The 23,049-nt window shown below is 74.5% G+C and carries 19 protein-coding genes; 3 read left to right on the top strand and 16 right to left on the bottom strand.

Annotated features, from left to right (window positions below; translation table 11 throughout):
- Positions 1–4: 4 nt before the first annotated feature.
- Positions 5–850 (bottom strand): crotonase/enoyl-CoA hydratase family protein, encoded by an 846-nt coding sequence (locus ACJ6WD_RS21905; RefSeq protein WP_020929323.1) that lies wholly within the window; start codon positions 848–850, stop codon positions 5–7.
- 163 nt (positions 851–1,013) lie between these two features.
- Between ACJ6WD_RS21905 and ACJ6WD_RS21900 the strand changes: the two genes are divergently transcribed.
- On the top strand, positions 1,014–2,642 hold the full coding sequence (locus ACJ6WD_RS21900; RefSeq protein ID WP_233659654.1) for an acyl-CoA synthetase: 1,629 nt from the start codon (positions 1,014–1,016) through the stop codon (positions 2,640–2,642).
- A gap of 79 nt (positions 2,643–2,721) precedes the next feature.
- Here ACJ6WD_RS21900 and ACJ6WD_RS21895 read toward each other — a convergent pair whose 3' ends face one another.
- Together ACJ6WD_RS21895 and ACJ6WD_RS21890 are read right to left on the bottom strand one after the other, a co-directional pair.
- Positions 2,722–3,351: a chorismate mutase gene (locus ACJ6WD_RS21895; protein WP_407616365.1), complete on the bottom strand. Its 630-nt coding sequence runs from the start codon at positions 3,349–3,351 to the stop codon at positions 2,722–2,724.
- A 163-nt stretch (positions 3,352–3,514) separates the two neighbouring features.
- On the bottom strand, positions 3,515–4,213 hold the full coding sequence (locus ACJ6WD_RS21890; RefSeq protein ID WP_233659652.1) for an alpha/beta fold hydrolase: 699 nt from the start codon (positions 4,211–4,213) through the stop codon (positions 3,515–3,517).
- 120 nt (positions 4,214–4,333) lie between these two features.
- Here ACJ6WD_RS21890 and paaK point away from each other — a divergent pair, with 120 nt between their 5' ends.
- Positions 4,334–5,671, top strand: a complete 1,338-nt coding sequence (gene paaK / locus ACJ6WD_RS21885) for a phenylacetate--CoA ligase PaaK (RefSeq protein WP_407616383.1) — start codon at positions 4,334–4,336, stop codon at positions 5,669–5,671.
- 14 nt (positions 5,672–5,685) lie between these two features.
- Here the strand turns inward: paaK and ACJ6WD_RS21880 are convergent, their stop codons facing one another.
- The 7 genes from ACJ6WD_RS21880 to ACJ6WD_RS21850 all read right to left on the bottom strand — a co-directional run bounded on the left by ACJ6WD_RS21880 (position 5,686) and on the right by ACJ6WD_RS21850 (position 14,350).
- On the bottom strand, positions 5,686–6,486 hold the full coding sequence (locus tag ACJ6WD_RS21880) for a VOC family protein (protein ID WP_233659651.1): 801 nt from the start codon (positions 6,484–6,486) through the stop codon (positions 5,686–5,688).
- An 80-nt stretch (positions 6,487–6,566) separates the two neighbouring features.
- Positions 6,567–8,138 carry an acyl-CoA synthetase gene (locus ACJ6WD_RS21875; RefSeq protein ID WP_331248690.1) on the bottom strand — a complete coding sequence of 524 codons (1,572 nt, stop codon included), beginning with the start codon at positions 8,136–8,138 and terminating at the stop codon, positions 6,567–6,569.
- Positions 8,139–8,197: 59 nt separating this feature from the next.
- Positions 8,198–9,223, bottom strand: coding sequence for a tetratricopeptide repeat protein (locus ACJ6WD_RS21870; RefSeq protein WP_233659649.1), 1,026 nt, complete (start codon positions 9,221–9,223; stop codon positions 8,198–8,200).
- Entirely contained in the window at positions 9,220–9,849 is a 630-nt protein-coding gene (locus ACJ6WD_RS21865) for a hypothetical protein (RefSeq protein WP_407616364.1), read from the bottom strand. The genes ACJ6WD_RS21870 and ACJ6WD_RS21865 overlap by 4 nt, the downstream gene beginning before the upstream one ends.
- 138 nt (positions 9,850–9,987) lie before the next feature.
- Complete coding sequence (locus tag ACJ6WD_RS21860) at positions 9,988–11,538, bottom strand: acyl-CoA synthetase (RefSeq protein ID WP_376556550.1); 1,551 nt, start codon at positions 11,536–11,538, stop codon at positions 9,988–9,990.
- A gap of 36 nt (positions 11,539–11,574) precedes the next feature.
- Positions 11,575–12,678 carry a nitronate monooxygenase family protein gene (locus tag ACJ6WD_RS21855; RefSeq protein WP_016571726.1) on the bottom strand — a complete coding sequence of 368 codons (1,104 nt, stop codon included), beginning with the start codon at positions 12,676–12,678 and terminating at the stop codon, positions 11,575–11,577.
- A gap of 100 nt (positions 12,679–12,778) precedes the next feature.
- On the bottom strand, positions 12,779–14,350 hold the full coding sequence (locus tag ACJ6WD_RS21850; RefSeq protein ID WP_233659646.1) for an NAD(P)/FAD-dependent oxidoreductase: 1,572 nt from the start codon (positions 14,348–14,350) through the stop codon (positions 12,779–12,781).
- 195 nt (positions 14,351–14,545) lie between these two features.
- On the opposite strand from ACJ6WD_RS21850, the gene ACJ6WD_RS21845 reads away from it, so the two are divergent.
- A complete protein-coding gene (locus ACJ6WD_RS21845; protein WP_376439068.1) occupies positions 14,546–15,850 on the top strand; it encodes a glycoside hydrolase family 27 protein in 1,305 nt (434 codons plus the stop codon).
- Between the two features lie 34 nt (positions 15,851–15,884).
- Here ACJ6WD_RS21845 and ACJ6WD_RS21840 read toward each other — a convergent pair whose 3' ends face one another.
- The 6 genes from ACJ6WD_RS21840 to ACJ6WD_RS21815 form a co-directional block, all read right to left on the bottom strand.
- Positions 15,885–17,873, bottom strand: a complete 1,989-nt coding sequence (locus ACJ6WD_RS21840) for a serine/threonine-protein kinase (RefSeq protein ID WP_233659644.1) — start codon at positions 17,871–17,873, stop codon at positions 15,885–15,887.
- Positions 17,874–17,899: 26 nt separating this feature from the next.
- On the bottom strand, positions 17,900–18,814 hold the full coding sequence (locus ACJ6WD_RS21835) for an oxygenase MpaB family protein (protein ID WP_376439074.1): 915 nt from the start codon (positions 18,812–18,814) through the stop codon (positions 17,900–17,902).
- 23 nt (positions 18,815–18,837) lie between these two features.
- Entirely contained in the window at positions 18,838–20,037 is a 1,200-nt protein-coding gene (locus ACJ6WD_RS21830) for an acyl-CoA dehydrogenase family protein (RefSeq protein WP_016573817.1), read from the bottom strand.
- A 222-nt stretch (positions 20,038–20,259) separates the two neighbouring features.
- Entirely contained in the window at positions 20,260–20,706 is a 447-nt protein-coding gene (locus ACJ6WD_RS21825) for an SH3 domain-containing protein (protein ID WP_233659642.1), read from the bottom strand.
- A 186-nt stretch (positions 20,707–20,892) separates the two neighbouring features.
- Positions 20,893–21,657 carry a VOC family protein gene (locus tag ACJ6WD_RS21820; protein WP_407616363.1) on the bottom strand — a complete coding sequence of 255 codons (765 nt, stop codon included), beginning with the start codon at positions 21,655–21,657 and terminating at the stop codon, positions 20,893–20,895.
- A gap of 125 nt (positions 21,658–21,782) precedes the next feature.
- Entirely contained in the window at positions 21,783–22,958 is a 1,176-nt protein-coding gene (locus ACJ6WD_RS21815; protein ID WP_407616362.1) for an FAD-dependent oxidoreductase, read from the bottom strand.
- Positions 22,959–23,049 lie beyond the last annotated feature (91 nt).

The following is a 23,049-nucleotide window of genomic DNA, read 5'->3' as shown; positions in this document are numbered from 1 at the left end:
GGGGTCAGGCGCGCCGGAAGACCGGTGGGCGCTTCTCGGCGAAGGCGCGGGAGCCCTCCTTGGCGTCGGCGGTGTCGAAGACCGGCCAGCCGCGGGCGAGTTCGGCGGCGAGGCCGTCGGCCTCGGTCAGCTCGGCGGCCTCGTAGACGGACGCCTTGACCGCCTCGACGGCGAGCGGCCCGCAGGCGTTGATCCGTTCGGCGATCTCCAGGGCCTTCTCCAGTGCGGTGCCGTCGGGGACGACGTGGCCGATCAGGCCGATCCGGGCGGCCTCGGGCGCCGGGTAGGGGCGGCCGGTGAGCAGCATCTCCAGGGCGTGGGTGCGGGGGATCTGCCGGGGCAGCCGCACGGTGGAGCCGCCGATGGGGAACAGGCCGCGCCGGACCTCGTAGAGCCCGAAGGTGGCGCCCTCGCCGGCGACCCGGATGTCGGTGCCCTGGAGGATCTCGGTGCCGCCGGCGACGCAGTGGCCCTCGACGGCGGCGATCACCGGTTTGCGCGGGCGGTGGTGGCGCAGCATCGCCTTCCAGTGCAGGTCGGGGTCGGCGCGCAGCCGCTCCCGGTGTTCCTCGCCGGTCATCCCGCCGCCGGCCAGCGCCTTGAGGTCCATGCCGGCGCAGAAGGAGCCGCCGGCGCCGGTCAGCACGATCGACCGGATGCCGTCGTCGGCGTCGGCGGCCAACCAGCCGTCGTACAGGCCGACCAGCATCGGCAGGGACAGCGCGTTCTTGGCCTCGGGCCGGTTGAGGGTGAGCACCAGTGTCGCGCCGGTGCGCGTCACGGTGAGGTGTTCGGTGCCCGCGTCCTCCGGCCGAGCCGGCGCGGTCGCGGCGTGTTCGGTCCCGCCCATTCCGTCCTCCCGTCTCACGACGTAGAACAGGTTGCAGTAGCCGCACGGCGAGTTCAAGGCTTTTCTGACGACCAGTCAGTTTTCTTGGTCGGGGCCCTTCCCTGCGCTCGGCCGCGGCGCTCTAATGACGCCCGAGCCGACGTCCGCACGGTCTGGAGGAGCCATGGAGTACAACCTCGCCGACCTCTTCGAGTCGATCGTCGACGCCGTCCCCGACCGCGAGGCGCTGGTGCACCTCGACCACCCGGGCACCGGCGCCGAAACGCGGCTCAGCTACGCGGAGTTGGACCGCGCCGCCAACCGGCTCGCCCACCACCTCGCCGACCGGGGCGTCGGCCCCGGCGACCACGTCGGCCTGCACCTGTACAACGGCGTCGAGTACCTCCAGGGCGTCTACGCCTGCCTGAAGATCCGCGCCGTTCCGGTGAACGTCAACTACCGTTACGTCGAGGAGGAGTTGGCGTACCTCTACCGGGACGCCGACCTGGTGGCGCTGGTCTTCGAGGCGGAGTTCACCGAGCGGGTGGCCGGCGCGCTGCCGCAGGCCCCGAAGCTGCGCCACCTGGTACGGGTCGGCACCCCGCCCGCCGGCGCCGCCGAACCGCGGATCACCCCGGTACCACTGGCCCAGGCCGTGGCCGCCGGCTCACCCGACCGCGGCTTCGGCCCCCGCTCCGCCGACGACCGGATCGTCATCTACACCGGCGGGACCACCGGCATGCCCAAGGGCGTGGTGTGGCGCCACGAGGACATCTTCTTCTCGGGGATGGGCGGCGGCGCCCCCACCGGGGAGCCGGTCGGCCGCCCGCAGGAGCTGGCCGAACGGGTGGCGGCGGGCGGCGAGGGCCTGGTCTTCTTCCCGACGCCGCCGCTGATGCACGGCACCTCGACGCTCACCGCGTTCATCGCCTTCCACTTCGGCCAGAAGGTCGTCATCCACCGCAAGTTCGCGCCGGAGGAAGTGCTGCGCACCATCGAACGGGAACGGGTCACGAGCGTCTCCCTGGTGGGCGACGCGATGCTGCGGCCGCTGGTGGACGCGCTGGCCGGCCCGCTCAAGGGCACCGACTGCTCGTCCCTGTTCAGCGTCAGCAGCTCCGGGGCGATCCTCTCCGACACGGTCCGCGCCCAGTTCAGCGCGCTGGTCCCGAACGCACTGCTGCTGAACAACTTCGGCTCCTCGGAGTCGGGCTTCAACGGCACCGCCACCGACGACTCCGGCCCCGTCAAGGGCTTCCGCCTGAACGTCAACTCCCGTATGGCGGTGGTGGATCCGGCCACCCAGCGGCCGGCCGAGGTCGGCGTGGCGGGCCGCCTCGCACTGCGCGGCCACGTCCCGCTCGGCTACTACAACGACCCGGCGAAGACCGCCGAGACGTTCTTCGAGGCGAACGGCGACCGGTGGGTGCTGCTCGGCGACATGGCCACCGTCGGCACCGACGGGGTGGTCACCGTCCTCGGGCGGGGCTCGCAGTGCATCAACTCCGGCGGGGAGAAGATCTACCCCGAGGAGGTCGAGCAGGCGCTCAAGGCGCATCCGGACGTCTACGACGCGCTGGTGGCCGGCGTGCCGGACGACCGCTGGGGCAACCGGGTGGCCGCCGTCGTCCAACTCCGCGCGGACGCGGCCCCCTTGGACCTCGACGCCCTCCAGACGCACTGCCGGACCCGCCTGGCCGGCTACAAGGTCCCGCGCCAGGTCGTCTTCACCGACCGCATCCAACGCTCGCCCAGCGGCAAGGCGGACTACCGCTGGGCGAAGGCCGTGGCGGCGGGCGAACGGCAGGCGTGAGCGGGGACGGCGCGGGCCGGCACCCGGGTTCGACGGCCGGACGGACCGCGGGTCCCGGCCGCGGCCCATCGGACATGCGCTAGCCCTCGCAGACCGAGCGCAGCGACCGGGCGAGCCCCGCGGCGTGCAGCAGGTCCAAGTGGCGCTGCCGCCCCACCCGCAGGGCGTCCACCGCCAGCCGCGGCACGCAGCCCGGCGCCGTACGGGCCTGCGGGGACGCGGCGACGGCCCGGACCAGTTCCCCGTTGATCCGGTCGATCTCCGCCCGGACCCGGGCGAGGTCCGGGCGGCTCGTGGGCGCCTGCGCCGGATCCGCCGCCCAGCGGCGGTGCAGCCCCCGCTGGACGAGCTTGCTGGCCTCGATCTGGTCGCGGAAGATCCGCACCGTCGCCTCGGGGTCGGCGCCCGCCTGGCGGGCCTGGGCGGCAACCGCGGCCAACACCTCGCGCTCCCGGGCCGGGTCGTCGATCGGACTGCCGGTCCCCCACTTCGCCGCCGCCACGAGGTCGGCGGTGGCCAGCCGGTCGGCGGAGAGCGCAGCGAGCGGGCGGAGCCGGTCGGCCGGTGCGGGCGCGGCGGCGAGCGGCCCGGCGGTCGGCCGCGCGGGCGCGCCGGCGGGCGCCGCGACGGCGCTCCCGGCGCCGGCGCACAGCACCGCGGCCGCGGTCCCGGCGAGCAGCGCGCGACGGATCGAGGTGGTCAGCTGCACATCGAGCCCTTCTCGAAGGCCGCGGCCCGACGCACGGCGCGGGCCGCGGAGTGGTGCGGACGCCGGGAGCTTACGGCCGGACCGCCCCCGCCGGCACCCCGCCCCGGCCTCCACCCGGCATCTGACGACACCTCAAGTACGTGTCAGATCGGCCCTACCGCACTCAGTCGCGCCCCGCCAGGAACGCCGTCACCGCCGCCAGGTACTCCGCCGGGCGCTCCTCGTGGACGAGGTGGCCGGCGCCCTCGACGGTGACCAGCCGGCCGGCGGGGAGGGCACCGGCCAGCTCGGCGAGGTGCTCCTGGGGAAGGTGACTGGTGGCGCCGCCGGCGATGACCAGCGTGGGGGCGGTGATCGCGGACAGCGCAGCGCGCCAGTGCGGGGCGGGGGCGTTCCGCTCGGCCACCACGGCGACCTTGGCGCGCCAGTCGAAGGTCGCGGGGCCGGGCGGTGGCGCCGGGACCGACTGCGGCGGGTCCGCGGGCACCGGCGGGGCGGGCTCCTCCACGATCAGGCGGGATACCAGGTCCGGGCGGTGGGCGGCCAACAGCAGTGCGGCGGTGGCGCCCAGCGAGTGGCCGACGAGCGTGACCGGTCCGAGGCCGAGCGCCTGGACGAAGCCGATCGCGTCGTCGCGCCAGCGCTCGAAGCCGTACTCCCCCGGCCAGTCGCTGCGGCCGTGTCCGCGCTGGTCGAGGGCGAAGACGCGGTGCGTGGTGGCCAGTCGGCCGACCACTCCACGCCAGTCCTCACCGTCCTCACCGAGGCAGTGCAGCAGCACCGCCGCGGGGGCGTCCGTCTCACCCCAGACGCGGTACGCCAGTCGGACGCCGTCCACCTGCACCTTCCGTACGTCACCCATGCGCCGACGCTACCCGTGGTCCGTCCGCGGCACGCCCCTTGACGTGTTCGCCGCGCGCTGATTACTTGGAGCGGCACGCAGCTACCGAATGATCGGTAGGGAGACGAGGCGGTGAGATCCATGCCGGAAGCGGCGACGGACAGCGGGGCGATCGACGGGGCCTGCGGGGCCGACTGGTGCGACGACGCGGAGCGGCTCTCGGCGGACGCCCTGCACGCCCTCCAAGTCACGCGACTGCGGGCCACGTTGCACCACGCCTACGAGCACGTCCCCTTCTACCGGGCGGCGTTCGACCAGGCGGGGGTACGCCCCGACGACTGCCGTTCGATGGCCGACCTCGCCCGCTTCCCGTTCACGGTGAAGGACGACCTGCGGGCGCAGTACCCGTTCGGGATGTTCGCCGTCCCCAAGGACCGGGTGCGGCGGCTGCACGCCTCCAGCGGCACCACCGGGCTCCCGACCGTCGTCGGCTACACCGAGCGGGACCTCGACGAGTGGGCGGACCTGGTGGCCCGGTCGATCCGCGCCGCGGGCGGCCGGCCCGGGCACACCGTCCACATCGCCTACGGCTACGGACTGTTCACCGGCGGGCTCGGCGCCCACTACGGCGCGGAGCGGCTGGGCTGCACCGTCGTCCCGGCGTCCGGCGGGATGACCAGCCGTCAGGTGCGGCTCATCCAGGACTTCCGCCCCGAGATCATCATGGTGACCCCGTCCTACATGCTCACCCTCCTCGACGAGTTCGAACGGCAGGGCGTCGACCCCCGTTCGACCTCGCTGAAGGTCGGCATCTTCGGCGCCGAACCCTGGACGCAGGAGATGCGCCGGGAGATCGAGGAGCGGTTCGCCATCGACGCCGTGGACATCTACGGCCTGTCGGAGGTGATGGGCCCCGGCGTGGCGCAGGAGTGCGTGGAGACCAAGGACGGGCTGCACATCTGGGAGGACCACTTCTATCCGGAGGTGGTCGACCCGATCACCGGGAAGGTGCTCCCGGAGGGCGCGCACGGCGAGTTGGTGCTCACCTCCCTCACCAAGGAGGCCATGCCGGTCGTCCGCTACCGCACCCGGGACCTGACCCGGCTGCTGCCCGGGACCGCCCGCCCGGCCTTCCGCCGGATGGAGAAGGTCACCGGGCGCAGCGACGACCTGATCATCCTGCGCGGGGTCAACCTCTTCCCCGCGCAGATCGAGGAGATCGTGCTGCGCACCCCGGGGATCGCCCCGCACTTCCAACTGCGGCTGACCCGTGAGGGACGGCTGGACCACCTCACCGTCCGCGCCGAGGCCCGGCCGGACGCCACCGCCGACGACCGGGTGGCCGCCGTCGGCCTGATCGCCCGCGGGGTCAAGGACGGCATCGGGGTGACCGTCTCCGTCGAGATCGTCGAGCCGGAGACCCTGGAGCGCTCGGTCGGGAAGTTCAAGCGCATCGTGGACGCGCGCCGCGACGGGTGACGACGGGGCCGCCGTCAGGGCTTCGGCCGGTCCCCCTTGAGCAGGGCGAAGGGCGCGCCGGCCGGGTCCATCAGCATCGCCATCCGGCCGATGCCGGGCACGTCCATGGGGGCGATGAGGGGAGTGCCGCCGTGCTGGGTGGCGGTGTGGTAGCTGGCGTCGCAGTCGGTGACGCCGAAGTACGGGTGCCACTCCGAGGTGGAGCCGGCGTCCAGGTGCATCTGCTGGAGCTGGAGGATGCCGCCGTGCGCGGTGTCCTCGCCCGCTCCGGCGCCGGGGGCGGAGGCGAGGCTGTAGAGCAGGTCGCCGCCCGTCGACACGTCCTGGAAGCTCCAGGAGAAGACCGCGCCGTAGAACTCCTTGGCCGCGGCGGCGTCGGTGGCGTAGAGCTCCGTCCAGCACAGGGTGTTCGGCTCCATGACGACGTCCAGGCCCTCGACCTCGCCCGGCTGCCAGACGGCGAAGTCGGCGCCCGTCGGGTCGGTGAGCATGGCCAGCCGGCCGGCGGTGAAGACGTCCATGGGTGCGACGCGGACCCGGCCGCCGGCCTGCTCCACCGCCTTGCAGGTGGCGTCCGCGTCCGCGGTGTGGAAGTACGCGGTCCACGCCGAGGCTGCGCCCTCCTCCGTCAGCGGGCCGACCGCGGCCACCGTCGCGCCGTCGCGCTGGAAGAAGCCGTAGCCGCCGCCCTCGGGGCCGGACGACTGGAAGGTCCAGCCGAACACCGCGGCGTAGTAGGCCGCGGCGGCGTCGACGTCGGGGGCGCCGAGGTCGAGCCAGTTCGGCGCGCCCGGAACGTAGTGGGTCGTCAGCATGGAGGGGCTCCGATCACACGGGGGTCAATGCCGTTTCCCAGCATCGCAGCGGGCACTGACAGTCGCCGTGCACGCGCCGCTCAGCGGGTCCCGAACCGCTCGCGCAGCGCACGCTTGAGGACCTTCCCGCTGGCGTTGCGCGGCAGCGCGTCCACGAACACCACCCGCTTGGGGACCTTGAACGGCGCCAGCCGCTCCCGTGCCGCGGCGATCAGTTCCGCCTCCCCCACCGCGCCGTCGCCGCCCGCGCCGTCCCCGCCGTCGGCGTGCCGGACCACCACGGCCGTCACCGCCTCGATCCACCGCTCGTCCGGCAGCCCGATCACCGCGACCTCGGCGACCTGCGGATGGGCGTAGAGCACGTCCTCGACCTGGCGCGAGGCGACCAGGACGCCGCCGGAGTTGATGACGTCCTTGACCCGGTCGACCACCGTGAAGTAGCCCTCGGCGTCCCGCACGGCCAGGTCGCCGGAGTGGAACCAGCCGTCCCGGAACGCCTCCGCGGTCTCGGCCGGCTTCTCCCAGTAGCCGGTGCACAGCTGCGGCGACCGGTAGACGACCTCGCCCCGGGTGCCGTCCGGCACCTCCCGGCCCTCCCCGTCCACGACCCGCGCCTCGACGAAGAGCACCGGCCGTCCGCAGGAGTCCAGCCGGCCGGCGTGCTCGTCGGGGCCGAGGACGGTGGCCAGCGGGCCGATCTCGCTCTGTCCGAAGCAGTTGTAGAACGCCAGGTGCGGGAGCCGGGCGCGGAGCCGTTCCAGTACCGGCACCGGCATGATCGAGGCGCCGTAGTACGCCTTGCGCAGGCCGCTCAGGTCGCGGACGCCGAAGTCGGGGTGGTTGGCGAGCGCGATCCAGACCGTGGGCGGGGCGAACAGGCTGTCCGCCCGGCCCGCTTCCACCAGGGCGAGGAGCGCCTCGGGAGCGGGCCCGTCCAGGATGGTGTTCTCCGCGCCGACCGCCAGATAGGGCAGCAGGAAGACGTGCAGCTGCGCCGAGTGGTAGAGCGGCAGGGAATGGACCGGACGGTCGCCCTCCGCCAGATCGAGGGCGACGATCGCGCTGGTGTACTCGTGCACCAACGCCCGGTGGGTCATCATCGCGCCCTTGGGGAGGGCGGTGGTCCCGGACGTGTAGAGCAGTTGGACCAGGGAGTCGTCGGACGGCCGGGGCAGCGCGTCGGCACCGGCCGGCTCCCCGGGATCCGCCGGCTGCTCCGCCAGTCGCTCCAGCAGCCCGTCCGGGGCGCCGTGCAGCGGCACCGACCGCGCCCCGTCGGGCAGCCGGGGTGCCAGGGCGACGTCCGTGAGCACCAGGGAGGAGCCGGACTGGTCCAGGATGTAGTGGAGTTCCTCGCCGGTCAGGCCGTGGTTGACCGGTACGTGGACCAGGCCGGCGCGGGCGCAGGCGAGGAATCCGATCAGGTAGGCGTCGGAGTTGTGCCCGTAGGACGCCACCCGGTCGCCGGGGCGCAGCCCCTCGGCCAGCAGCAGCCGGGCGGCGGCGGTCACCGCGTCGTCCAGCGCCCGGTAGGTCCAGCTCCGCCCGGCGTACCGGACCGCCGTGCGCTGAGGGACCCGGCGCGCACTGCGCCGCAGGACCCCGTCGACCGTGTTGTTCCGCGCGCCCGTGGCGTCCGTGGCATCCGTCATGCGGCGATCCTGGGGCGCACCGTGGAGCCGGTCAAGGCAACGGACCGCGGCGGGTCACGTCACGGCGTCCCACCGGCGGGGGCCGCGTCGTCCGGCAGCGCGGCGAGCCGGTCCGCGAGGCCGCGGGTGGTGGCGTCGTCCGCCCCCAGGATCCGCGCGCAGTCCGCGAGGATGCGCGCGTACCCGGCCTGGTTCCGCGGCGGGGCGGCCCGCTCGGTCGACTCCGCCCACCCGGTCAGGAACGAGGCGACGTTCTTCTTCACCCGGGCCTCGTCGGAGGCGTCGCCGAGCGCCCGGAACTCCTCCAGGGCCGCCCGGGACGCCGTCAGCGCCCCTTCGATCCGGCCGGACTGGGCCAGCGCCGCGGCGAGGTTGGTGAGCGTACGGGCCCGGCCGTGGCGGTCGCCCGCCGCCGCGAACCGTTCGACCGCCTGCTCGTAGGCGCGGACGGCGTCCGTCCACAGTCCCGCCGCGACGAGCGAACTGCCGAGGTTGGACAGTACCGGGCCCTGTCGCGGGTGGTCGGCGGGCAGGTCCGCGCTGGCCTGCCGGCCCAGGTCGATGGCCTCCGTCAAGTCGCCGTCGTAGCCGCCGCGTTCGTAGCGGATGCGCAGGGCGCTGCTGAGGCTGGCGAGCGCCGCGGCGCGCTGCGGGAGGCCGGGCGGGATGTGCACCGCCGCCTCCCGGCCCAGGAGGATCGCCTCGTCGAGGTCGTCCCAGTGGCCGGTGAGTTCGGCCCGGGCGTGCAGGGCTCCGATCAGGTTGGGGACGACGGCGCTCAGTCCGGGGTGGCTGCCTTCCGGGAGGTGGGAGGTGTGGGCCGCCTGGGCGTCCCGGAAGCAGTCGATGGCGGCGTCGAGGTCGGCCGGGGCCGCGGTGAGTTGGAAGCGGACCATGCGGATCAGGCCCAGGTTGGACAGGATGGTGATGCGCAGCGCTCCCGGCGGCGTGGCGGTGAGCACCGCGTCAAGTGCGGCGATCGCCTCGTCCGTCTCCGCCAGCCCCTGGCGCGGCTCGCGCGTGGCCTCCAGGATCTTCCCGGCCCGCAGGGCGGTCACCGGATCGATCCCGTGCTCACCGCTCATCGTCCCGCCTCCTCTTCGCCGTGCCGCTGGCCGAGCACCGAGGTGATCCAGATGCGCGCCAGCCCCTCATCGTAGAACTCGATGGTCTCCGTGCCCCGTTGGACCCGGATGACCACCGGTGGGTCGCGCTGGGGTGGTACCGAGGGGGCCGGCGCGGGCGGTGCGGCGGCGGGTTCGGCCGGCGGGTGGACGTGCACCCCGCCGTTGATGGCGCCGGCCTGCACGGTGGGGCCGAGGAGCCGGGCGTGGCCCTCGACGACGTTGCCGCCGCCCGCGGTGGCCGGTGCGGGGCCGTCGGGGCCGTCCGGGCCGTCCGGGGCGGGTGGTTGCGGCCGGGTGGTGCGGTACCACAGCAGCTCCCACCACTGGGCGGAGCGCGGCAGGTGGGCGCCGTCGCTGGCCTGCCGGGCGAAGCCGTCCAGGAGCTCGACGAAGACCAGCAGGGCCGCGCACGAGACGGGGGCCGCGCCCTCGTGGAACCAGCCGCGCACGCTCGACGGCGTCGGCCAGTGGCTGACCGGCAGCCGGCCCTGGGACAGCTCGACGAGCTTGTCCACGGCCGGACTTCCGGCCGCCCGGTACAGCTGCCGGAGCTCGTTCCCGAGGTCCGCTGCCCCTTGCTCCACCTGTTCGACTTCCCCCTGAGGACCGTGCGCGCTCCGACGAGGCTCCCCGGCGCGAGCCGCGTGAGGGGTCCAGGCTAGCCGCTGCGGCGGGGACGGCTCCCGGCACCTCGGGGGTGGGGTGCGGGGCGCCGCCGACGCTCACACGGCGCGCTCCCGTCCTTCCCAATACGGGGCGCGCAGCCGGCGCTTGTAGAGCTTGCCGTTGGGGTCGCGGGGCATGGCGGTGGTGAAGTCGACGGAGCGGGGGCGCTTGTAGCCGGCCAGTTGGCGGGTGCAGTGGTCGAGGATCTCCGCGGCCAGTTCGGGGCCGGGCCGGTGGCCGTCGGCGGGTTCGACGACGGCCTTGACCTCCTCGCCCCAGTCGTCGTGCGGGATGCCGAAGGCGGCGGCGTCGGCGACGGCGGGGTGGGCGAGGAGCACCGACTCGATCTCGGCGGGGTAGATGTTGACCCCGCCCGAGATGATCATGTCGATCTTGCGGTCGCGGAGGAAGAGGTAGCCGTCCTCGTCGAGGTAGCCGAGGTCGCCGACGGTGAAGAAGTCGCCGATGCGGTTCTTGCGGGTCTTGTCCTCGTCCTTGTGGTAGCTGAAGCCGCCGGTGGCCATCTTCATGTAGACGGTGCCGAGTCGGCCGGGCGGCAGGCGCTCGCCGTCGTCGTCGAAGACCGCGAGTTCGCTGATCGGCCACGGTCGGCCGACGGTGCCGGGCTTCTTCAGCCAGTCCTCGGCGGTGGCGAAGGCGCCGCCGCCCTCGCTGGCCGCGTAGTACTCCTCGACGCAGCCGCCCCACCAGTCGATCATGGCGCGTTTGACGTGGTCGGGGCAGGGGGCGGCGCCGTGGATGGCGTGCCGCATCGCCGAGACGTCGTAGCCGCCGCGGACGTCTTCGGGGAGCGCGAGGAGCCGGTGGAACTGGGTGGGGACCATGTGCGTGTGGGTGCAGCGGTGCCGCTCCATCAGGCGGAGCATCTCCTGGGGGGTCCACTTGTCCATCAGGACGACGCGGTGGCCGATGTGCAGGGAGGCGCCGGCGAATTGCAGCACGGCGGTGTGGTAGAGCGGCGAGCAGACCAGGTGGACGTTGTCGTCGAACGGACGGATGCCGAAGATGCCGAGGAAGCCGCCGAGGTGGGTCTCCTCGGGGGGCTTGCCGGGCAGCGGGCGGCGGATGCCGCGGGGGCGGCCGGTGGTGCCGGAGGTGTAGTTCATCACCCAGCCCAGCGTCCGGCCCTCGGGCGCGGACTCCGGCTGGTCGTCGAGGAGTTCGCCGTAGGGGCGGAAGCCGGCGACGGTGCCGACGGCGTAGCGCCGTTCGGGCGCCAGGCCCGCCTCGTCGGCGGCCTGCCGGGCCGCGTCGCCGAACCGCTCGTGGGCGATGAGCACCTTGGCGCCGGAGTCGGCGACGATCCAGGCGATCTCCGGCCCGACCAGGTGGTGGTTGACGGGCACGAGGTAGAGGCCGGCCTGGGAGGCGGCGAGGTAGGCGGTGAAGAACTCCACGCCGTTGGGGAGGACGACGGCGAAGGCGTCGCCCCGTTCCAGACCGGCCGCGCGCAGGCCGTGGACCAGCCGGTTGGTGGCGGCGTGCAGGCGGCCGGCGGTCCACTCCTCGCCGTCCGGGGCGATCAGGACCGTCCGGCCGGGGTCGGCGGTGGCCTGGGCCCAGAAGCCGTTGGGGGTGTCGGTCATGGTCGGTTCCTCCTCAGGCGGTGGCGGATCGGCGGGTCAGGCGCGGCCGGCGATGCGGTTGATCCGGTCGATGGCCCGCTCGAAGCCGCGGGTGAGGTCGTCGAAGACGGCCTGGACGCTGCGTTCGCTGGTCATCCGGCCGACGATCTGGCCGACCGGGGTGCCGAGCAGCGGCTCGACCTCGTGCCGCTGGATGCGGGAGTTGGCCTCGGCGACCAGCAGGCCCTGGAGCGGCATCGGGAGGGTGCCGGGACCGTCGGGGTCGTCCCAGGCGTCGGTCCAGGCGGTGCGCAGTTGGCGGGCGGGCTTGCCGGTCAGGGCGCGGGAGCGGACGGTGTCGCCGGGGCCGGCGGCCAGGAGTTTGGCGGTCAGCCGCCGGGAGTGCAGGTCGGCCTCCTCGGTGGTGAGCCAGATCGAGCCGAGCCAGACGCCCTGGGCACCCAGGGCGAGCCCGGCCGCGATCTGCTCGCCGGTGCCGATCCCGCCGGCGGCGAGCACCGGCAACGGATCGACGGCGGCCACCACTTCCGGGGTGAGCACCATGGTGGCGATCTCCCCGGTGTGGCCGCCGGCCTCGTACCCCTGGGCGACGACGACGTCGATGCCGGCGGCCTTGTGGTGCAGCGCGTGGCGCGGGCTGCCGGCCAGGGCGGCGACCCGGACGCCGTGGTCGTGGGCGCGGGCGATGACGTCGGGCGGCGGGGAGCCGAGGGCGTTGGCGAGCAGTGCGATCGGGTAGTCGAAGGCCACGTCGAGTTGGCCGCGGGCGACCTGCTCCATCCAGCCGGTGATCCGCCAGCCGGACGCCTCGCCGGCGGCGAGCGGCGGCACGTCGTAGGTGTCCAGGAGCCCCTCGACGTAGCGGCGGTGCTCCTCGGGGATCATCGCCTCGACGTCGGCCTCGGTGACCCCTTCCACCTTGGTGGCGGGCATCACGACGTCGAGGCCGTAGGGCAGTCCGTCGGTGTGTGCCTGCATCCAGTCGAGGTCCCGGGCCAGTTCGCCGGGTGCGGTGTAGCGGACCGCGCCGAGCACGCCGAAGCCGCCGGCCCTGGTGATCGCCGCGGCGACCGCGGGGAAGGGCGTGAACCCGAAGACGGCGTGTTCGACTCCCAGCGCGTTGCTCAGCTCCGTCTGCATGGGCGCAGGATGCCGCAGCGCGTCGTACGAGGGAAGAGATTTTCTGATGCTACGTCAGAAACTGGCCGCCGGGCCGCCACTCGCCCGGCGGCCCCCGTCCTCAGCCCTCTTCCAGGACGGCCATCGCCGCGTTGTGGCCGGGGATGCCGCTCACCCCGCCGCCGCGCAGCGCGCCCGCGCCGCACAGCAGGACGTTGGCGTGGTCGGTGGCGACGCCCCAGCGGGCGGCGGCGGTGGCGAGGTCGGCGGTGTCCTCGGCGTACGGGAAGGCCAGCTCGCGGTGGAAGATGTTGCCGCCCGGCAGGCCCAGTTCGCGGTCGAGGTCGAGGGGGCTGCGGGCCTCGACGCAGGGGCGGCCGTCGGCGTCCTCGGCCAGGCAGTCGGCGAGCGGTTCGGCGAGGTGGGCGTCCAGCTGCGCGAGGGTGGCGGCCAGCAGCCGGTCCCGGGTGGCCGGCTCCTCGGCGGTGTCGGTGGCGAACAGCCGGGCGGGGGCGTGCAGCCCGAAGAGGGTGAGGGTGTGGTAGCCCCGGCGGACCAGGTCGGCGCCCAGGATCGAGGGGTCGGTCAGCGAGTGGCAGTAGATCTCCGACGGGGGCGCGCTCGGCAGCCGGCCGGCCGCGGCCTCCCGATGGGCGGTCTCCAACTGGGCGTAGCCCTCGGCGACATGGAAGGTGCCGGAGAACGCCTCGCGCGGGTCGGTGTGCGGGTCGCGGAGCCGGGGCAGCCGGGTGAGCAGCATGTTCACCTTCAGCTGGGCGCCCTCGGCGGGCGGCGGGGCGGGGTCGCCGAGCAGCCGGGCGAGTTCGCGGGGCGCGGCGTTGACCAGCACGTGGCGGGCGGCGACCGTGCCGTGCCCTTCGGTGGTGACCTCCGCGGTGCGGCCGTCGGCGGCGAGGGCGGTGACCGGGCAACCGGTGACGAGTTCGGCGCCGGCCCGGCGGGCGGCGTCGGCGAGCGCGTCGGTCAGGGCGCCCATCCCGCCGAGCGGGACGTCCCAGTCGCCGGTGCCGCCGCCGATCACGTGGTAGAGGAAGCAGCGGTTCTGCCGGAGCGTCGGGTCGTGGGCGGTGGTGAAGGTCCCGATCAGCCCGTCGGTGAGGACCACGCCGCGCACCAGGTCGTCGTGGAAGGCCGCCTCGATCGTCTCGCCCAGGGGGCGTTCGAAGAGGGCGTGCCAGGTGGCGTCGTCGTCGACCCGGGCGCGGAGCGCGGCGCGGGTGGGGAGCGGTTCGGTGAGGGTGGGGAAGACCCGTTCGGCGAGCCGTCGGGTGGTGCCGTAGAAGTCCTCCCAGGCGGCGTACTCCCGGGCGGATCCGGTGAGTTGTGCGAAGGAGGCCCGGGTGCGGTCCGCTCCGGCGCCGACCAGCAGGCCGGTCGGGCGCCCGGCGCGCACCGCGGGGGTGTACGAGGAGACGGTGCGCTTGCGGACCGCGAAGCGCAGCCCGAGGTCCCGCACGATCTTCGGGGGCAGCAGGCTCACGAGGTAGGAGTAGCGGGACAGCCGGGCGTCGATCCCGGTGAACGCGCGGGCGGAGACGGCGGCGCCGCCGGTGTGGTCCAACCGCTCCAGCAGCAGCACGGTGCGCCCGGCGCGGGCGAGGTAGGCGGCGGCCACCAGCCCGTTGTGGCCGCCACCGACGATGACGACGTCGTACGAAGTCCGTTCCGGCATGTCCCTTGAGTAGCACGGGGGGCCGGTGGTCGCCAGGGAGGAAACGCGCGGCGGCAGCGGAATGAATCGTTTGTTCCGGGCGGTGCGGCTTCTTGACCGACCGTCAGCTGACTTCTAGCGTCCCGCGGTGCGCGCCCTGGAACCGCCCCGTCGGCCGTTCGTCCCGGCCGACCCACCTACCACGTGAGGTGACCCGTGTCCCATCCGTCGGTATCCCGCATCGGCCGCACCCTCGCCGGACTCACCGCCGTCACCGCCTGCTCGGCGGGGCTGCTCTCGGCCACCACCCCCGCCTCCGCCGACCCCTCCCACACGCCCGCCACCCGGGCCGAGTCCGGGTACCCCAACCTGGCGCCGACGCCCCCGATGGGCTGGAACAACTGGTCGTACTACCAGTGCGGCGGCCTCAACGAGCAGGTCGTCCTGGACAACGCCCGGGCGCTGGTCCGCAGCGGGCTGGCACACAAGGGGTACCGCACCGTCACCGTCGACGACTGCTGGATGACCAGACAGCGCGGCCCCCAGGGCGAGCTGGTGACGGACACCGCGAAGTTCCCGCACGGCATGGCCTACCTCGGCCAGGAACTCCACAAGATGGGCCTGAAGTTCGGCATCTACGAGGACGTCGGCACGCTGACCTGCGGGAAGTTCCCCGGCAGCTTCGGCCACTTCGCGCAGGACGCCAAGCTCTTCGCCAGTTGGGGAGTGGACTACCTCAAGGCGGACGGCTGCAACGTGCCGGTGCCGAAGGGGCAGACCAAGGAGCAGGTGTACCACGACCTGTACGCGCAGCAGAGCCGCGCGCTGCGGGCGACCGGGCGGCCGATCACCTTCTCGATCTCCGCACCCGCCTACTTCCAGTTCGCCGGGGACGCGGTCTGGCACCGGGTCATCGAGTGGTCCGCGCAACTGGGCAACCTGTGGCGGGGCGGGGCGGACATCGCGGTGCAGCAGAGCACCCCGGCCGCGAAGTGGGCCTCGATCGCCGGCAACTTCCGCTACAACGCCAACCTCGCCGACCTCCAGCGCCCCGGCCGCTGGAACGACCCCGACTTCCTGCTGGTCGGCGACTCGGGGCTGGGCCGCCACGAGATGCAGAGCCAGATGTCGCTGTGGGCGGTGATGGCCGCGCCGCTGATCTCCAGCACCGACCTGGGGAAGCTCTCCCCGGAGGCGCTGGCGATCCTGGGGAACCGCGAGGTGATCGCGGTCGACCAGGACCCGCTGGGCGTCCAGGGCCACATCGTGCAGCAGGACGGGGACGCGGCGGTGCTGTCCAAGCCGCTGCGGAACGGCGACCGGGCCATCGCGCTGTTCAACGGGGGCAGCACCGCCCGCACGCTGTCGATCTCCGCGGGCGCGGCCGGACTGCCGGCGGCCCACTCGTACCGGCTGCGTGACCTGGTCACCGGGCGGACCGTGCGGACCGCCCGGACGCTCATCGCCCGCGACGTCCCGCCGCACGCCACGGTGCTCTACCGGGTCCGTCCGGAGCACTGACCACCCGGCCGCCCGCGGCCCGTGCGGCGACCCGCTACCGCCGGTGCGCGGCGCGCTCCTGGCGCAGTGCCGCGACCCGGCGGTGGAGGGCGTCCGCCTCGGCCGTCCGGCCCAGCCGCGCCAGGCACTGGGCCTGTTCGCCGCGGCTGGCCAGCGCGTCGAGGTGGGCGGCGCCGAGCGTGCGGGCGCGGGCGTCGGCGACGTCGCGGTAGGCGTCCAGCGCCTCGGCCCAGCGGCCGAGCCGGCCCAGCGCCACCGCGACCTCCCGGCGGCTGGCCAGGGTGTCGGGATGGTCGGCGCCGAGCACCCGGGCCCGGGCGGCGGCGACCGAGTGGGCCTCGGCGAGCGCCTCCGGCCAGCGGTCCAGGCGGCCGTAGTTGACCCCCAGGCCGTGCCGGGCCCGCAGGGTCTCGGGGTCGTCCGGGCCGTGGGCGCGGGCGCGGGCCGCCACCAGGTCGTGGTACTGGGCCAGCGCCTCCGCGCTGCGGCCCAACCGGCCCAGGGCGACGCCGGTCTCGTAGCGGGCGGCGAGGGTGTCCGGGTGGTCCGGGCCCAGCGCCGCGGCCCGCCCGGTGGCCACCTCCTGATAAGCCGTCAGCGCCTCCGGCCACCGCCCCAACTGCCCGGAGACGAAGGCGTGCTGCCAACGAGTGGCGAGGGTGTCGGGGTGGTGGGGGCCGAGCACCCGGGCGCGGGCGTCGGCGACCTCGCGGGCGGTGGTCCGGCACTCCTCCAGGCGGCCCAGCCGGCCGAGTCCCACCACGAGGTGGTGGCGGCAGCCGAGGGTGTCGGGATGGTCGGGGCCGAGCAGCCGCTCCCGGCCGGCCAGCACCTCGCCGAGGACTTCCTGGGCCTCGAAGTGCCGGCCGGCCCGGGTCAGCGCGTCGGCGTGCGTCAACCGGACGGCGAGCGTGCCGAGCAGGGCGTGCTGGTCGCCCGGCGGAGCCGGCCGTTCGGGGCCCAGGGCCGGGGACGCCTCGCCGCGCAGCGGGTCGCCGAGGCCGGTCCAGACGTCGGTGAGGACCGCGACGGCCCGGTCCACCGGGGTGCGTCGGGGCGGTCGGCTGCCGACCGCCGGCGGACCGGCGGTCAGGCCGCGGGTCCAGGCGGGCAGTCGTGGGGCGGGCACCGTCAGATCGCCTGGCGCCGGGCCGGTGCCCCGGTGGGCGCGGGGGTGGCGGGCGTCGGCGAGGCGTTTGGCGAGCTCGTCGGCGTCCCGCGGGCGGTCGTCCGGGTCCTTGGCGAGCAGGTCGAGGACGACCCGCTGGTACTCCTCGGGGAGGTCGGGCCGGACCGCGCGCGGCGGCTCGGGCGGGGTGTCGCGGTGGCCGACCAGCACCGCCCAGGCGTCGCCCTGGGCGAACGGCGGGGCGCCGGTGGCGATCTCGTAGAGCACGCAGCCGAGGGAGTACAGGTCGCTGCGGTGGTCGACGGTGCCGCCGCCGATCTGCTCCGGCGACATGTAGTGCGGGCTGCCCATGGCGATGCCGGTGCCGGTGAGCCGGGCGGTGAAGCCGATGTCGTGGCCGAGCCGGGCGATGCCGAAGTCGCAGATCTTGACCGTGCCGTCGGTGGTCCGGACGATGTTGGCCGGTTTCAGATCGCGGTGCACCACGGCCTGTTCGTGGGTGTAGGCGAGGGCCGCGGCGATCTGCTCGGCGATCTCGATCACGTCGGGGACGGGCAGCGGCTGGCGCCGGTTGTCGTCCAACAGCTGACTGAGGTTGCGGCCGGTCAGCAGCTCCATGACGAGGAAGAGGATGCCGCCGTCCTCCCCGAAGTCGTGCACCACGGTGATCCCGCGGTGCTGGAGCGCCGCGGCCACCCGGGCCTCGCGGCGGAACCGCTCGCGCAGCACCCGGTGGAAGCCCGGCTCCTGCCGCTGCCCCATCGGTTTGAGGCATTTGACGGCGACCAACCGGCCCAGCGCCTCGTCCCGGGCCCGCCACACCTCCCCCATGCCGCCCCGCCCGATGGTGTCGAGCAGCCGGTACCGCCCCTGGATCAGCCTGTGCTCCGCCATCCCGATCGCCGCCCCCGCTCCCGCGTTCAGCCGCGTGGATCCCCCTGTGTGTCGTGCCCGTCCAGTATGGCGGCGGAGTCGCGGAGCTTGAAGGTCCCCGGGCGCGCGGCGGGCCCGAGCCGGGCCACCGCCCGCAGGACGTGCCGCGGCGGCAGCCGCCAGCGGAGCGCGGGCGGTACGGCCCGCAGCAACCGGCCGGCGGTGCGCAGCCGGCGGGTGGTGGTGGCGGGCGGCGGCGCCGGGCGGCCGTACAGCCGGTGCGCGTAACCGGGCAGGGTCGCGTACGCCAGGTCGGCCACCGGTCGCCAGAGCAGGGCGCGGGCCGGGGCCAACGGGTCCGGGACCGGTGGGCGGCGCAGGAAGGCGTCGACCTGGTGGGCCTCGTCGGTGCCCGCGAGGTCCGGTCGGATCCGCTCGAAGTAGGCGGCGAGCGCGGCCCGGTCGCCGGGGACGGTGTCCGGGTCGAGGCCGACGAGCCGGGCGCTGGTGCGCTGTTCGTCGAGGTAGCGGTCGGCCTGCCGGTCGGTCAGAGGGTAGCCGGAGCGGCGCAGCACCTGGAGGTAGGAGTCCACCTCGGCGCAGTGCACCCACCGCAGCAGCTCCGGTTCGTCGATCCGGTAGCGCGCGCCGGTGGCCGGGTCGGTGGCGGTCAGCCGGCGGTGGCGGCCGCGGACCGCGGCGCCGGCGCGCTCGGCGGCGTCGGTGGTGCCGTAGCTGAGGGTGCCGACGAAGTCGGCGGTGCGCATCAGCCGGCCCCAGGCGTCCCGCCGACCCTGCGCGTCCGGGCGGAAGGCGGCCGAGTTCTGCAGGACGCCGCGCACCGCGCGCGGGTGCAGCGCCTGGAGGTGGAGCGCCCGGACGCCGGCGATCCACATCATCGGGTCGGCGTGCAGTTGCCAGGTCACCGAATGGGGCCCGAAGAGCCCCGGATCGCCTGCCATCGCCGTCGCGCCTCCTTGGACGGTCAGCGCCGCACCCGGGGCATGCCGAGGCCGATCCACGAGATGATCTCGCGCTGGATCTCGTTGTTGCCGCCGCCGAAGGTGAAGATGACCGAGGAGCGGTAGCCGCGTTCCAGTTCGCCGTGGAGCACCGCGCCCGCCGAGCCCTCGGTCAGCGGTCCGGCCGCGCCGGCCACCTCCATCAGCCAGGCGTAGGCGTCCCGTCGGGCCTCGGAGCCGTAGACCTTGACCGCCGAGGCGTCCTGCGGGGTGAGCGTGCCGCGGTGGAGCGCGTCGACCATCCGCCAGTTCAACAGCTTCATGGCGTCCAGTCTGGTGTGGGTGCGGGCCAGCCGCCCGCGCACCCAGCCCAGGTCGATGACCCGGCGGCCGTCGGCGAGCTTGGTGCCGGCGGCCCAGCGCTGGACGTCGTGCAGGGCGCGGATGGCCATGGTGCCGTGGGCGGCGAGGGTGACCCGTTCGTGGTTGAGCTGGTTGGTGATGATCCGCCAGCCCTTGTTCTCCTGGCCCACGCGGCGGGTGGCGGGGACGGTGATGTTCTCGTAGTAGCTGGCGGTGGTGTCGTGCGAGGCCAGGGTGTTGATCAGGGTGCAGGAGTAGCCGGGGTCGCTGGTGGGGACCAGGAGCATGGTGATGCCCTTGTGGGGTGGGACGCCCTCTTCGACGGGGCCGGTGCGGACCGCCAGCCAGACCCAGTCGGCGGTGTCGCCGTTGGTGGTCCAGATCTTCTGGCCGTTGACGACGTAGTGGCCGCTCTCCTCGTCGCCCTCGCGCACCGCGCGGGTCTTCAGGGCGGCGAGGTCGGTGCCGGCGTCCGGTTCGCTGTAGCCGATCGCGAAGTCGAGCTCGCCGGAGAGGATCCGGGGCAGGAAGTACGCCTTCTGCTCGTCGGTGCCGTACTGCATGAGGGTCGGGCCGACGGTGTTCAGCGCCATCAGCGGCAGCGGCACCCCGGCCTGGGCGGCCTCGTCGAAGAAGATGAACTGTTCCATGGGCGTCATCCCGCGCCCGCCGTACTCCGTGGGCCAGCCGACGCCCAGCCAGCCGTCGGCCCCGAGCCGACGCACCGTGTCGCGGTAGAAGCGCTTCTGGGCGGCCGGGTCGGCGTAGCGGGCGTAGGCGTTGTCCGGTACCAACGCGGCGAAGTACGCCCGCAGTTCGGCGCGCAGCCGCTGCTGTTCCGGGGTGTAGTCCAGGTGCACGGCCCCTCCACCAGTCGTCCGGTCGACTCGTCCCGGCGCCGACGGCCGCCCGGGTGCTGACGGCCCGTCGGATTCCGGGATCGGGGGCACAGTAGAACGCGTTCCAGTAATACGGAAGGGCGGTGACCGCTCCGGTCCGGACGCCCGAAGGGCCCGGCGCGCCCCCTGGAGGGGTGTCGCGCCGGGCCCCGGCCGGAGAACCGCCGCGCCGGGCGGCCGGGTTCAGCCGGCGTGCTTGGCGGCCTCACCGGCCCGGGCGCGGTCGCGGTCGCGCTGCCCGTCCTTGCAGTACTTCACGAAGCCGGTGTTCGTCACGTGCTTGGCCGAGATCCAGCTCCGCCGGCTCCCGCGGACCAGGTACCAGACCTCGTTGCCGCGGATGTTCTGGGCGCGGACCTTGCAGACGAGGTAGACCCGGGCGCGGTTGCGGAGGTCTCCCTGCGAGGCGGAGTCCGTGCTCGGGTACTCGCGCTCGTTCATCCCACGGGCGGCGGTGATGGTGCCGTACGAGTCGCCCGAGCTGGCCTGCATCTGGGGCTGGGGCCGCGGGTCCGCCTGCGCCGGAGCCGCTACGAGCAGCGTCGCCCCCAGGGCGACGGCCGTGGTCAGTGCGCCCGCACCGGCTGCGAGCTTCTTGCCTCGGGCCACGAGGACGTCGGTCGTGGACATAGGGGTCTCCATTTCTTGACGCGCGATGCGTGCCGCGCAGTGCCACCCAACGGTGCGATGCGGACATTACGCGCAAAGACCCCAAACAGTGTGGTGAAACGACGACTGCACGGCCGATCGTGTGACGCCGTGTGGGGCCGGTGGGCGAAGGAAATCACCCGCCCCCCGGCGCGCCGGTGCGTGCGGTCAGCCTTCCGTACCCGCCTGGTGGATGCCGAAGACGGCACCCTGCGGATCGCGCACCATGGCGATCCGCGGGCCGTCCGGGACGTCGGTCGGCGCCATCAGCAGCATGCCCCCGGAGTCGGCGGCCCGCGTCGCGGTCCCGTCGACGGACTCCACCGCGAAGTACGGCAGCCAGTGCGGCCGGACGTCCTCCCGGTCGCGGTCCTGCACGGTGCTCATGCCGCCGAAGTCGGCGCCCTCGATCCCCCACTGGGCGTACGTGCCATGGGACTTGACGGACCATCCGAAGATCCGGGAGTAGAAGGCCACCGCGGTCTCGGGGTCGCCGGTGGCCAGCTCCACCCAGCCGAGCGCACCGGGCTCGTTGAGCAGTTCCGCGCCGGCGAAGGAGCCCGCCTGCCAGACCGCGAAAGCCGCGCCCTGCGGATCGGCGAACACCGCGAACCGGCCCATGTCGAAGACGTCCCGCGGGTCCACCAGCACGCTGCCGCCGGCCTCGGACACGGACGTGGCCAGCGCCTCCGCGTCCCGAGTGGCGAAGGTGACGGTCCAGGCCGTGGGCTGGCCCGCCGCGTAGAGCGGGGTCGCCGCGGCGACCCGGGCGTCGCCCGCCGAGAAGATCGTGTAACCGCCGGCCCCGGCCCGCGGTTCGGTCGCCGGGTGCCATCCGAAGACCTCTCGGTAGTAGACCGCGGCGGCGGCCACGTCCGAGGTGCCCAGCTCGACCCAACACGGCGCACCGGGCGTCGGCTCGGTGATCTTCACGCGCTGCTCCGTCCCTCGGCGCCACGGCCGGCCGGGCGGCGCACCGGACCGCGCCGCCCCCGGCTCCCGTGCTGCCGATCGTGCGACGGGCGGTGCGGGCCCGCAACCCGGCGCGGCGGCGCGGGTCAGGGCGGGTGCGGGTGCGGTTCCCGACGGCGGAACGGGCGGTGGGAGCGGTGCGGGGCGTCCGGCGGGAGGGCGGCGGCCAGGTCGCGCGCGGCGGCCCGGGCGGCCGTGGCCGCGCGGGGGAAGAGCGCCGCCTCGTACGCGCGCACCGCCCGGTCCGGGTCGGTCTGCCAGGTGTGCGCCTCGACGAGGTTCCGGGCCAGCGCGCAGCCGTCCGCCAGCGCCAGGTCGACGCCCGGGCCGGAGAGCGGCGCCATCAGGTGCGCGGCGTCGCCGAGCAGCGTCAGGCCCGGGGTGTGCGGCCAGACGTGCGGCACCGGCAGCGCGAACAGCGGGTGGCTCGCGAACCCGCCGTCGCTCTCCCTGAGCAGCGCCAGCAGGCTTTCGTGCCAGCCCGCGAACCCGGCCAGCAGGGCGGCCCGGACCGCCTCGGTGTCGGTGGTGCGCACCCCGGCCCCGCGCGCCCAGTCCTGGGAGCCCCGGAAGGCCGCGTAGAGCCGGATCCGGCCGCGGCCGTCGCGGCGGGCGAGCAGGCCCCGGCCCCCGGACAGCGCCATCATGGTGCCGCGGCCGACCAGCCGGGCCGACCGCGGGTGCCGGGTGTCGACGTCGTCGAGGCCGGCCTCGACGAAGGTCACGCCGCAGTAGTGCGGCTCGGCGTCGGACAGCAGCGGGCGGACCCGCGACCAGATGCCGTCGGCGCCGACGACCAGGTCGAAGGCGGCCGTCCCGCCGTCGTCGAAGACCGCCCGGTGGCGGCCGCCGCCGCACGGGTGCAGCGTCCGCAGGTGGCTGGCCCAGCGGACGGTGCCCGGCGCGAGCGCCGCCACCAGCAGGCGGCGCAGCGCGCCACGGTCGATCTCGGGGCGGTCCGCTTCCGGGCCCGGGACCGGGAGGTCCCGGTGGAGCACCGCGCCGGTGCGGTCGAGCAGCCGGAGCTCCTGGCCGGCGGGCCGGGCCGCGGCGCGGAACGCCCGTTCCAGCCCCGCCACCCGCAACGCCGCCAGCCCGGTCGCCGCGCGCAGGGTGAGGGGGCCGCCCGGCCCGACCCGCGTCGGGCCCGGGTCCCGTTCGAAGACGGTCACCGGCACCCCGTACCGCTGGAGGATCCCGGCGCAGACCAGCCCGCCGGGGCCGGCCCCGATGATCGCGATGCGGAAGGCGGTGGCGGGCATGGCACGGCGCTCCTCGGCTGGTGCTCGGTCCGCGGCCCGTCCCGTGCGACCGGGACCGTCCTGCCTACCAGCGGAGCACAGCGGGCCCGCC

The organism is Streptomyces sp. VTCC 41912 (genome assembly GCF_045799175.1).
Lineage (GTDB): Bacteria > Actinomycetota > Actinomycetes > Streptomycetales > Streptomycetaceae > Streptomyces > Streptomyces albulus_C.
This window is presented reverse-complemented; position numbering and strand designations above follow the sequence as displayed.